The organism is Salinimicrobium sp. TH3 (assembly GCF_026676115.1).
Taxonomy (GTDB): Bacteria; Bacteroidota; Bacteroidia; order Flavobacteriales; family Flavobacteriaceae; genus Salinimicrobium.
The window spans coordinates 44,055-56,483 of sequence record NZ_JAPONB010000001.1 but is presented as its reverse complement, the minus strand read 5'-3'; the positions used below and the strand labels follow the sequence as shown (position 1 = coordinate 56,483).

General features: G+C 41.9%; 10 protein-coding genes. 1 reads left to right on the top strand and 9 read right to left on the bottom strand.

What is annotated here, in order from left to right; all coding sequences use genetic code 11:
- Positions 1-30: 30 nt before the first annotated feature.
- The 6 genes from OU683_RS00210 to OU683_RS00185 all read right to left on the bottom strand — a co-directional run bounded on the left by OU683_RS00210 (position 31) and on the right by OU683_RS00185 (position 5,496).
- Complete coding sequence (locus tag OU683_RS00210; protein WP_228913987.1) at positions 31-507, bottom strand: DsrE/DsrF/DrsH-like family protein; 477 nt, start codon at positions 505-507, stop codon at positions 31-33.
- A gap of 16 nt (positions 508-523) precedes the next feature.
- Positions 524-832 (bottom strand): TusE/DsrC/DsvC family sulfur relay protein, encoded by a 309-nt coding sequence (locus OU683_RS00205; RefSeq protein ID WP_268133976.1) that lies wholly within the window; start codon positions 830-832, stop codon positions 524-526.
- A 25-nt stretch (positions 833-857) separates the two neighbouring features.
- Positions 858-2,087 carry a type III sulfide quinone reductase, selenoprotein subtype gene (gene sqr / locus OU683_RS00200; protein ID WP_268133974.1) on the bottom strand — a complete coding sequence of 410 codons (1,230 nt, stop codon included), beginning with the start codon at positions 2,085-2,087 and terminating at the stop codon, positions 858-860.
- A 151-nt stretch (positions 2,088-2,238) separates the two neighbouring features.
- The gene (locus tag OU683_RS00195) at positions 2,239-2,811 is read right to left on the bottom strand and encodes a lipid-binding SYLF domain-containing protein (RefSeq protein WP_268133972.1); all 573 of its coding nucleotides are present in this window, start codon (positions 2,809-2,811) and stop codon (positions 2,239-2,241) included.
- 107 nt (positions 2,812-2,918) lie between these two features.
- Complete coding sequence (locus tag OU683_RS00190; RefSeq protein WP_268133970.1) at positions 2,919-4,016, bottom strand: ion channel; 1,098 nt, start codon at positions 4,014-4,016, stop codon at positions 2,919-2,921.
- Positions 4,017-4,197: 181 nt separating this feature from the next.
- Positions 4,198-5,496, bottom strand: coding sequence for a ferredoxin reductase family protein (locus OU683_RS00185; protein WP_268133968.1), 1,299 nt, complete (start codon positions 5,494-5,496; stop codon positions 4,198-4,200).
- 157 nt (positions 5,497-5,653) lie between these two features.
- Between OU683_RS00185 and OU683_RS00180 the strand changes: the two genes are divergently transcribed.
- Complete coding sequence (locus tag OU683_RS00180) at positions 5,654-6,175, top strand: DUF421 domain-containing protein (protein WP_268133966.1); 522 nt, start codon at positions 5,654-5,656, stop codon at positions 6,173-6,175.
- Positions 6,176-6,239: 64 nt separating this feature from the next.
- Here OU683_RS00180 and OU683_RS00175 read toward each other — a convergent pair whose 3' ends face one another.
- The 3 genes from OU683_RS00175 to OU683_RS00165 all read right to left on the bottom strand — a co-directional run bounded on the left by OU683_RS00175 (position 6,240) and on the right by OU683_RS00165 (position 12,367).
- Entirely contained in the window at positions 6,240-7,784 is a 1,545-nt protein-coding gene (locus OU683_RS00175; protein WP_326493537.1) for an alpha-N-arabinofuranosidase, read from the bottom strand.
- A 44-nt stretch (positions 7,785-7,828) separates the two neighbouring features.
- Complete coding sequence (locus tag OU683_RS00170) at positions 7,829-9,811, bottom strand: hypothetical protein (RefSeq protein WP_268133964.1); 1,983 nt, start codon at positions 9,809-9,811, stop codon at positions 7,829-7,831.
- Positions 9,812-9,880: 69 nt separating this feature from the next.
- A complete protein-coding gene (locus OU683_RS00165) occupies positions 9,881-12,367 on the bottom strand; it encodes a glycoside hydrolase family 9 protein (protein ID WP_268133962.1) in 2,487 nt (828 codons plus the stop codon).
- Between the last annotated feature and the right edge of the window lie 62 nt (positions 12,368-12,429).

Sequence of the window (12,429 nt, the reverse complement as noted above, 5' to 3'; positions counted from 1 at the left end):
AAACAGGAATCAAAAATTATAATTCTTTCTTTAAATGAATAACATTTGTACTCCATCCTGATCTGCACGATTATAAAAATCGCCTATGGTCAAAATTCCGTCAAGCTCATCGATTAGGTCATCTTCTTTAAGATGGAACATATCATAAGCCAGTTTACAGGCCCAGAGTTTTACCCCAGAAGCCGAAAGGATCTCAAGAAATTCATCTACCGGAGGCATATCCAGCTTATCCATTTCTTTTTTCATCATTTTAGTGGCAATTGCTTCCATCCCGGGAAGTCCTCCCACCATTGTAGGCATATGCATGGCAGGATTACCCACAGTTGCCACGCGTAGTTTGTTCAACTTTTTCTTCTGTACGGCTTCCAGACCAAAGAAGGTAAAGAAAATTTCAGATTCTATTCCTTCCATCCTGGCGCCATTCGCCATTATAAAAGCTGCATATACATTTTCAATGGTTGCCTTTGATAAGATGAAGAGCATCTTTTTCACTTTTGTCTTGCTCATTGTAGTAGGTTTTAAATTAGATACAGCTTTTGGGTTTAGGCACCCCTGCAATCTTGGTTGAGATCTTTAAAGGTCCTCCGGGGAAAAGAGCGTAGAATTCTTTGATATCGAGAACACCACTTTTTTTAATACCCCTTATAGACAGGGCCTTATCTGCCTTTACCTGTTCCTGGATCCATTCTATCACTTCCCAGTGTCGGGGAGTCATAGTAATACCTTCTTTTTGAGCTATTTCTTCTCCAACCTGCCGGTTCCATTGAGAAAAATCAAGTAAATAACCTTCTTCGTTTACTTTTACGTTTGATCCTGTAATTAAAGTTTCCATGATATTTAATTTTAAATTGTAAATCTTATAGTTTTTTGCCTTTGGTACTCATATTTCGACTTACTAAAGGAATTGGAGTTCCTTTAAGAAGCATATTCCAGTAGATCCATCTAAAAGCTAATTTTCCCCAGTGGTTAAAAACACTTTCCTTAAGAAGTTTTAAAGGACCTAAACCCGGGACCGGAAAAGTTCCTTCCACCGGCTCCTGTTTGTAATTAAAGTCTATCAACAATGCTTTATTCTTGCCGGTTTCAATGAAACAGTTTGCATGCCCGTCAAATTCCGGTTTTAGAGGTTTGTCATTGATGTAAAGCAGAATATTATCTGTAAGGGTTTCTGCTTCAAAATGCGCTACAGAACCGGCTTTTGAAGCAGGAACATCTGTCGCATCTCCAATGACGAAAACATCTTTATATTCCTTTGATTGAAGCGTGTTGTGATCTGTTGGTACAAAGTTTAGATCATCCCCCATTCCGGATCTTTCTATGACCTCATCTCCCATATTGGTGGGGACAGTTACCAGTAGGTCGTAGGGAATCTCTCTCCCGGCGTAATCAATGATCTTGTTGTTATCATTATCTACCCGTTCTATCGCAAAGTCAATTTCTAAATTGATATTTTTTTCTTTTAGAAGATGACCGAGGGATTTTGAACATTTTTCTTTTGTAAAGGCTCCGGAAAGTGGTGTAACATAAGTGATCTTAACTTTATCCCGTATGCCTTTCTTTTCAAAATGGGAATCGGCAAGAAAAGCAAATTCCAGGGGTGCAACAGGGCACTTGATAGGCATTTCGGTGATATGTACCACCAGGTGGCCACCATTCCACTCTCTAATTTTATTTCTAAGGGCAAGTGCTCCCTCATAGGTATAGAAGTCGAAAACATTCTTATGCCAGTTTTTCCCCTTCATTCCTTCCACTTCTTCAGGGGCAATTTTTGAGCCGGTGGCAATGATAAGAATGTCATAGTCCAGAGTTTCATCTTCCAGCTTTACCTTTTTATCTTCAGGGAAGATTTGCTCGATCTTTTTCTGAACGTAATTGACCCCTTTCGGAATAAACTTTTTCCCGACTTTCTTCACCTGATCTTCGGTATATATATCAAAAGGAAGGAATAAAAATCCCGGCTGATAATAGTGAGTTTTATACTGATCTATAATGGTGATATTCCAGTCTGAGCTCTTTAATTTTGGACGTAGATGATTAGCCATCATGGTACCTGCAGTACCGGCTCCAAGGATTACTAAATTCTTCATGACTAAGGTTTTAAATAACAATGTAAATTTAAGACCTGAAGATCTTTTTTTATGCAACTTTTGTTACATAAGCTTCCTTATTTTACCCAGTGTTAGGCATAAAAAAAACCGGATCTAAAAGATCCGGTTTCAAAAATGCTATTTTAAAATATTATTTATTTACTGCACGGTAATCAAACTCCTGACCACCTACAGAAATACCTGCCATAAGTCCGGCTTTTGGCATAATCGCAACTCCGGCTCCATTTTCAAAAGTAAGGGCTTCACCTGCTCCTTCATCCCAAATCACTGCAGAAGCACTACCGCCAAATTCAAAATTTCCTTCTTTGAATTTGTCAAGGGCTTCCTGGGTTTCAAATACGATTAGTTCTCTAAAGGCTTTACCTCCAAACTGGAATCCAACATCTATTTGTCTTAATTCAGCATATCCGACTACTTGTCCGTTTTCATAAACTACACCGTTTCCGGCAGCTCCTCCCAGGATCCAGGCACCTTTACCTACATTAGGGAAAATAGCATATCCTGCTGCATTTGAAAGCATACCTTCTAATTCAGGATTTGCTCTCATAAAGGCCATTTTCGCGTCCATTGCGTCAGTCTTGATTACTTCTCTCTTTTCCATGTCCATGATCATCTCCTGATCCTGAGCATTAACATTTCCCGAAGCAAGGAGTAACATCAGAACTACAAGTCCGCTATATAAATTGTAAGAAATACGTTTCATAACTATATAATTTTTAAGGTTATGTTCTCAAATTACTCATTTATACCTGCGTAGACTGTTAACCGCAAGTTATTTCACGAAATCTTAAGGTTTCTTTAGGTTTAAATTTACTTCTTTTCGGGAATGAAACGATCTAATTCCTGCCGCCATAAGGCAGTGTTGAGGATAGTAAGGAGCCCCAGATTAATTTCCTCCCGTAAAGGGCTTTTTGGAGCTACAGCAAAAGCATAATAGTGAGGGTCGAGCTTTAGTGGCTGTACCCGCAAAGAAAGATCAGGGTCATTGTTGATATGGTACCTCAATGCCGGTACCGTGTGAAACACCCCTTTAAGATCATTTTTATTTACCGCCTCTAGAGCTTCTGAAAGATTGGAAAAAGCTTTGTAAGCAATTCTTTCTGAATCCAGATACTGTGAAACAGCAGAACCTTCTATCGCAGCTATTTTCATATTCCGAAGATCACCGGGAGCTTCAATTTTTTTGCCCCCAGAACTACCCATAACCACCGATACAAGGGAAGCCGTAAGAACGGCAGTAACAGCCATGGCGATCAACATCCAGATCAATGCGAGTGCACGACCCAGGAAAGTCACGGGAGCTTTGTCTCCGTACCCAATAGTGGTCATCGTCACTCCTGCCCACCAAAATCCCGATCCAATTCCCTTAGCCAAAGAGCGATCCCCTCCAAAATGATCTTCATTAGAACCCCGCTCCACTAAATAAATAATAGAACCTACAATGAGCAATAGGATTGATAAAGCAAGAGCGATTTTCCAGAAACGCTCATTAAAAAAAGCCTTGGAAAGACGGGAGAGAGAGATTGAACCGGAAGTAGCCAGACCAAGTTCTGAGGTGTAATAAATATGGCTGAAGTCAACATCGGCTTCAGATTTTGAGGTTACATCCCCAAGCAGCAGGACATCAACATCTCCATTAAGAATTTCTACAGCCGATCCTCTCTTATTTACTTCAGCAAATTGATAAGTCATATTCAGACTATCGGCTACCGCCCGCCACAGCCTTATACTGATACCATCCCAGGTGCCATTTTCACCCTGAATAACAAAAGGAGGTTCGGGATTTAGTCCCACTATGAGTTCCTTTCCTTCTTCAAAAAAAAGAGAATCCTCCTGTGCCCGGACGGAACTACTGAAAAGGATTGCTGAAATAAAAAAGAAAAAGATTATGATCTTGCCGAAGCTCATATAAATGCGTTTTTAAGATATTGGAAAACTAAAACCTCAGTAATTTACTACTATTTAAGGATAACAGACAAATTCCGGAGAAGCTATCTTAATAAGGCTGAGGTTTTTAAAAATGATGCTAAAGAGAACATTTCTCTCCAAATTCAGCCTAACTTCAGTCTTTAAGGCTCCATATACGTTATTATGAGAAATCGAAATCCTCGAAATGGATATTCTTTCCGGGAGTTCTAAGGGTCCGGAAATCCTTCACTAAAGTTTGACGCAGATTTTTAGGACCACAGATAAAAATGGACTTTTTTTCGGGTTGATGGAGGTCTGATGCTTTTAAATGACCTGCCTCTTCTGAACATATTCTGTGTATCCGGAAATTCTTATGCTTTTTTTCCAGCTTTTGGAGTTCTACATGAAAGAGACCGTCATTTTTATTCTTAAAGCAATAGTAAAGGTCAATTTCCAGCTCTGTATTTTCCGCTGAATTCAATTCTGCAGCCCAACTTATAAAAGGGGCTATTCCCACCCCACCGGCAATCCAAATTTGTTTTTCACTTCCCTGCCTAAAATTAAAACACCCGTAAGGTCCATCCAAGATGGCAGGTGTACCTGTCTTAAGAAGGTTATGGAGTTTAGTGGTATAGTCACCGAGATCCTTCACAAGTATTTCTATAGAAGAATTTGATGATGTGCTACAAATGGTATAGGGATGGCTTTCCCTGCTAATACCTTTTTGTTTAAACCGGAAGAAGCAGAATTGTCCCGGAATAAAATCCAGTTTCGTATTCTGAGGAACAAGAGATATTTCCATAATCCGGGAGCTGTGACGGGTAATTTCTTTTACTTCAAAATGATGTTTTTTAGAGAATATTCCGTAGAAAATCGACATATAGAGGAAAGCAAGTACTCCTAACACAGAGAACAACAACAGGTAAACAGCCAGAAGCGTGTTTTGTTCAAAAAAAGAATCGATGTAAAATACATGCATAATTCCCAGCACATAAAAAAGACCCATGAATTTATGGGTAACCTTCCATCTATCGTATGGCAATTTGATCACAATAGTTAACAGGATTAAAAGGGTTAGTCCTAACAAAGACCAACTGCCCAGGTCTATTTCCGGTTTCCGGTGCAAAGGAAGAAAGTATGTCAATGCTTTTTCATTGTTTTCGGGAATCCATCTTAGCGCAAGAAGTAAAGGATGAATCAACAAAACGAAAAATGCAAGTTTTCCTGTACTGTGGTGTAAGTGATATAGTTTATCCAGTCCTCCAAAAAGCCTGTCCAATACTTTATGTCTTACTGAAAACACAAATGAGAGGGAAAAAAGGGTATAGCCCGCTACAGAAAATACCTGGCTGCCATAGACCAGCAGGGGCTGGAAATTATGTTTGATTCCAGTCGTTGGGAAGGAAAAATACCAGAGAACAATCCCGAAGAACACTGCACTAAAAGTAGCAAGTAATGCTCTTTTCTTTCTTAAAACCATTTTATGAGAATAGAGAACCTAAAATTAAGGAGCAGTGACATTTTAATCCATGACATATATCAATCTGTCTGTTCAACATATTAAGTTAGCCATAGACCTCTCCAAGACTTGTCCCATTGAACATTAGAATTACTATCTTGGAATAAAACTTTTGGATATGGATAAATACTTCGGCGTATCAGCAGGATCTTTACTGGCTGTATTTTTATCGGCAGTTGGCATTTATTTTACGGTGATCCTTTTCACCAGGATCGCTGGGAAACGTAGTTTTTCCAAGATGTCGAGTTTTGATTTTGCTATGACTATCGCAATTGGATCTATTGTAGGCAGTACGCTTCTTTTAGCTTCTGTAAGCCTCACAACGGGAATTATTGGTTTGGCATCAATCTACCTTCTGCAACAGTTGGTCGCTTACTTTAGAAGGTTTCCTTCTTTTGGACTTATTGTAGAGAATAAACCTTTTCTATTAATGAACGGGTCAGAGGTTCTGGAAGAAAATTTGAAAAAGGCCAGGGTTACAAAAGGGGACCTGCGTGCAAAACTGCGGGAAGCAAATGTAATAAGCCTGTCACAGGTAAAGGCAGTAGTTTTTGAAACTACAGGCGATATTTCGGTATTACATCATCAGGAGGAAGATAAGCAAGTTGAAGAGTGGCTATTGGAGGATGTAAAGCAGTAGCTGTGATTCTCTCTTCCAAAATTCTGGAAGTATTTGTACTGCAGTAAAACTGTGAGAATATAATTTATTCTTCACTAAGCACTACCACAGAAAATGGTGGTAAAGCTACTTCAAGTTCGTCTCCCCGGATGCTAAAACCTGAAAAAGAAGCCGGCGCAATCTCGTCTGGCTTTTCAAAAGTGTTATGATCCTGAAGTTCTTCGGATGTAAGGATCCGAGCTTTCAAAGTTTCAATCTCCAGGTTACTGACATCTATGGTAACATTATGACCCTTCCTGGAATCGATATTTACGAGCGAAATATTTACATTCCCGTCATCTCCACGGGAGGCTGAAACCGACAAAGCGGGTAAGGACTCACCATTGTAAATAAACTCAGGAGAAATGATTTCTACGGGAATCAATTGAGAATCATGATGAACCGTATACATCTCCAGCACATGATAGGTGGGAGTGAGCAGCATTTTTTCACCTTCAGTTAATGCTACTGCCTGGAGTACGTTGACTGTCTGAGCAAGGTTTGCCATTTTTACACGATCGCTGTGGTTGTTAAAGATGTTCAGGGTGGCACCTGCGATCATCGCATCCCGCATGGTACTTTGCTGAAAAAGAACCCCCAATTGGGGTTTCCCTTCCACATCATACCAGCCTCCCCATTCATCTACAACAAGATCTATTTGTTTTTCAGGATCATATTTGTTCATTACGGCAACGTGCTTTTCTATTAGCTCCTCCATTTTAAGAGCTCTCTGCATCGTCTGGAAATACTGCTCCTCACTAAAACCAATGTCTGTACCTTTATTATTCCAGTCGATTACCGCATAATAGTGCAAAGCCACTCCCTCAATTAAATGTTTTGGCACCTCCCGCATTAAAACTTCTGTCCAGTGATAGTCGTCATCGCTGGCTCCGGAGGCTATTCTATAAAGGTCTGAAGAATCACTCCAGTCTGCCATGAACGTTGCATACTGCTTATAAAGATTGGCGTAATATTCCGCAGTCATATTACCACCACATCCCCACATTTCGTTCCCAACTCCCCAATATTTGACGTTCCAGGGTTTTTCCCGTCCATATTCCTTTCTTAGATCGGCCATGGGACTAATCCCGCCATGGTTGACATATTGGACCCAGTCCGCAAGCTCTTTTACTGTTCCACTCCCCACATTGGCCGCTAAATAAGGTTCAGCCCCAAGCTGCTCACAAAGATTCAGGAAATCGTGGGTGCCAAAACTATTATCTTCGGTAGTTCCACCCCACCATTGATTTACTACAGTTGGTCGGTCTTCTTTGGGACCTATTCCGTCTTTCCAGTGGTATGTATCAGCAAAACAGCCTCCGGGCCATCTCAGATTGGGAATTTTTATCCTCTTCAATGCCTCGATCAGATCATTTCTAACCCCCGCTGTATTGGGGATCTCACTGTCTTCTCCCACGTACAACCCGTCATAGATTCCGCGGCCGAGATGTTCTGCGAAATGGCCGTAAATATGTCGGCTTATTTTGGGAGCATCTTCAGAAGGAAGTAGTTTGACGGTGTTCTGTGCTTCGGCCATCAATGGGTGAAGGAACAGAAACAGTCCGATCAGGGGCAGATAAAAGTCTTTCATTGTGAATTTTATTGAACCACAGATGTATAAAATGAGGTTAAATTTCAATTTGTGTTGCTAAAAAGAGAAATAAAACTTGCGCCTTCCAGTTCAAACTCTGCATTTCCATTCTGAACCTTTACATTTTTTGATTTCATAAAAGAAGCGTCCTTGTTAGTGATGTACAGGTTCATTGATTTAATATCTTTTGGAAGTCCGGCGAGTCTGACTTTTCTCGTGGCACCTTTGTTAACCATATGAATCGCGTAGCTCCCTATTGTTTTGTCTCCCAAAGCGGCTGCTCTCACTCCTTCTTTATCAACGGTGATCGGGATGTAAAATAAACCCTCGGGCGTGTTACTGAGTTGTTTGAGGTTAAAGAAGCGCTGCGTTGGGTATAATTTATCTTCATTATTTCCAAATATTCCTCCCCCTGACATGACCGAGTAATCTGCCGTGAGCTGCCATTGAAGGATAGAAAGCGGCTGAGCGATGTCCATCATTTTAACGTATACATCTATTTCTTCCAGAGCATAGGTCGGTTCCTCAAAGATCTGCGGATATCTCCACGCTCCGGCATCGATACTTCCTTCTCCAATGAAAAGCGGCTCCCCGACTCTGTTCGATATATCCCGCCATTTTAAAAGGTTCTCTTCTGTATAACCCCTCCAGGAGTGGAAGGAAACTCCGCCAATGTATGGCAGACTTTCAGGATCTGTGGAGGCAAGGGTGGTAAAGTCCCAGCCGTTCGCATCGGCCGTGTCTCCCAGAAGAAATTCTGTTTGCAGCCCTTCCGTCCTTAATAAAGCACCCATTTCTTTTATTAATTCATTATGCTCTACATCGGTTTGCTGAACATCAATACCTAAATCAGATTCATTAAAGGAGAACATGACGGTTTCGACGCCGTACTCCTCTTGCAGAAATTTAATATAGAACACCAGTGACTTATAGATCTTGTCGCTTTTGGTAAGATCCAGCTTATTGCCCATACTGCCGTCAGGTCGTTTTCCTTTAAAACGTTCACCAATAATAGCCCAATCGGGCGGAAACCAGGCCGCGAGCATCACCGGCATATCCATTTGGTGGAGTCGTTGCGCCATTTCCATTGCGGCTTTAACCTTTGGATGAAGATTTCCATTTCTAGCCTCCTCCAACGGATCTTCATTTTCATTCTGGTGCCAGAATTGCCACGGCATTTCTACTCTTCCCCAGGTAACGTTCAGGTTCTCCAAAATGTAGTCAATTACCTGCGGATCTGTCGCTGCATTTTGAAGTCTGAAGTTTCCCCCAATTCCATCAAAGGCTTTTCCTTCCTGCTCCGGATAAATTTTTATAGCCACCGGACTTTTATCTATTTCTCCGGAAACGGTTATTACAAAACTATTTCTGTAAATCTCATTAGCCTCGATCTCTCCTGAAGCCAGGGCAATATTGACCCTGATATTCCCAGTAGGCGTCCCCTCCCGGTTAATAGTCACTTCCGCAGGCCTTACAAAGGTTATTTCAAGTTTGCGGCTTGGAGATTGAATGGTCATACCCTGTGCCGGAGCTTTATAATCTGCTTTTGTGGCGCCGGATTTCAGATCCTTTAGGCCGACATTTCCCTGGTTAATGAAGCTAAAAGTTGTTTCAGGTCCAAATTCCTCCGGGAGATCAATAGTAAAAAAAGCTCCGTTGATTAAAGTATCTTTTGGAGAACTGAACACTACCTCCACTTCGGCCTTTGCGTCTTCCAGAGTTTCAATAGATTTTGTCCATTGTAAATCTCCCATTCCATAGGAGAAGATCTTTTTTGATCCTTCTCTTTTAAACTCTATATCCTGCCCTTCTTTCCGGGTACGCCAGGTGTCACCCCATTGATTTTCCACGGCCAGACTGCTGTTGAACTTCATCAACTGATTGTCTACCCGGATTCCTGTCATATTCCCCCAGGTTGTAAATTCCGCCTGAGCATTCGAATTAAAGGGAATCAAGGCTACTGCTAAAACAGCGGAGGTCTTCAAGAGGGTTTTAATGTAGTTGTGCTGTAGGTTAAGTTTCATCATTTGTTTTTTATTTCTTCAGGATTAATTAACCTGTAACTAATGTTTCAAAAATGGTATTTTCAGCATGCTCTATTTTTCGTTCAGCAACTTATCTGCCGCGAGGACCAGAAACAGATAATCCGTAGTTCCACCACCTAAAACATATTCAGTTTGTTGCCACAGGAACGGCCATTCGAGCAGTTCAGGAAAATCAGGACGAATTAAGGCCGTTCCCGATCCAATTCCTCCCGGAATATGAGAAAAATCCCCTCTGTTTACTCCGTATGCCTGAGTCAAGGATCTTGAACCTACACCGGAGGCAAAGGAAGAGGTATTAACCCCAGGATGAACTCCCAGGACAAAGTTCATGGCGCTCAACATGAATTTGGCAGGGAAAATATCAGGATAGCTGGTGTGGAAATAGTATTGTTTTACACCAAAATTCTGAATTCCCCAGCCTGCACCCCAAATGCCCGGCTCATAAGGCATGCCGTAGGGCGTCTTTTTTTCCTCTTCCTGAACGGTCTGTAAATGCAATTTTACAGCGCCTCTGATTTTCTGCTTAAAGTTTTTGTTGTTGATCAAAGGAAGAGCGGGACCCACGATCCAACCTGTGTTAGCAATGTTTTCGGCAATAAGATTAGTATTGGCTACAAGAAAATCTGAATATTTTTTCTCCTTTGTAGTTCTTAAAAGTTCCACTGCCAGCATCACTTTTTGAAGCTGATTATCAGTATCGGTAATGCTCCAGATCTCTTCCGAAATCCTCAAACTCCGCCGGGCAAGGTCCGGGTTGAAATCCTTCATCACTCTGGCTGCAGCTGCCAAACCTGCAGCAGCATCCAGTTCTCTTGCAGGATTATTTTCTGTGAACACCCATCGGTCATCCGGTGCACCTTTAAGACCTATGGGAATATCCTCATCTTCGGGATCATTGGAAAACGGCACATTGTCGCTGTGGGTGACGGGATCTCCAAGTAAAATATACTGTCTGTTAGTGGGTACAATAATTCCGCGGTAAAACCTTCCGAGGGATTCATAGCCTCCAACGATGGAAAGCAACCCGTGTTCTATCTGCTGAAGAATATCCGGCTTCCCGTCGGGTCGCAGGATCTCCACAATTCTTGTTTCCTGATCAATGCTGGTGTTGTCATACTTTTCCTGAAATATCTCATAGATGTGAGATAAGCCCTGCACTGTTGCGGCCTGGGACTCTATTCGTAAATCATAATCTCCCGCGTCATGCCAGGCACCCTGGTTCAGCCGCGGTACATGCTCTCCCGGTTCATATTTGGTCAGGGTTTCACTACCCTGGAGGTATCCGTCAAAATGGTTAAGATCTGTCGGCGCCATTCGCGCGTCATCCATGTGACACAGCCCATGCCATACCTTGTAGCGGTCGTTCACCCGCATATGACACATTTGCACCGGAAGGAAATACTCCAGCGTTGGCTGCCAGACATCTTTCTTATAGACCTCCCGGCTGATCTGAAAAGGCTCAGTTGTGTAATCTCCATATTCCAGAACATACATTCCCGGATCTGTAATGTTGGTAAAATCCAGCTGATAATACCTGTACCTCACAAAATCCCCCCATAATTCAGGTTTTTGAGAGATAACTTCAGCAAAACCTCCATCGGATTTTACTTTCAGAAGCTTAATTTCTTTGAGGTCTGTATCCTTCTTATCAGTCTCAACAACGGCTATTTTTTCCTGGGCAGGATGATATCCCACCTGGGAAACCTGCACCACAGGCTCATAGGTAAAATTCTCAATAACGTTTGGAGTGATCAACCATTCTATCGCATTCTCTGTAGCATTGGCAGGGACCAGAGAACGAACAATGAACCAGCCGTTGCTGTGAATGGCACGGCCGTCAAGAAGTTCCAGATTGTTATCCTTAAGATTGCGTATAGTTATGGTTTGTCTCGGGTCTTCGGGTGCTACGGTAAGTTCTTTCCCGGTCGCCATTGGCTCAAGACGGTATTCTCCGTCTTCAGTGTAAAACCCCGGACCATTTGCCTGCAGGTTAAATATTCCAAATTCATCTCCCATATAATATGATTTTCCGAAAAGGATCGCCGGAAAAAGCTCAATGTTCATTCCCACTTTACCAACCCATTCCTCCGGAAGTGGCTTTTCCAGATCGACCACAATCCTGAAGGACTTTCCTTCCGGAAGAACTTTGAGCGTATAAGCCATGTCCAGATCAGGATAAATGATCGGGTTAAATCCCACCCGGTCTTTGGAAGGATCGGGATAGCTCATGTCGACACTTATTTCACCTGTTTGCCGATCTACCTGTCTTTCCCCTACTTTTGGTACCGGCTGCCACTGGCCGGGTGCAGGCTCCAGCCGAAGATCTCCGTTTGTAGCTACTCTGATCCCGTTCTGGATAATTCCTACGCCTCCCTGATGACTTTCGGGGTAGAAATCATGAGCCAGCATCACATTTGCGCCACGTCTTTCAAGATATTCCTGTTCGTTTATTCTAAAGACATCGGTAGTATCAGAACTTTCCTGAGCAAATGCACTCAGAAAAAAAAGACAGAAAAAGAATTGAAGGTAGATCTTCATAGTTTGCAGTTTGAACCTTAAAAATATGCCTTTAAAGGAATTTTGATTTAATACTTTTTTGT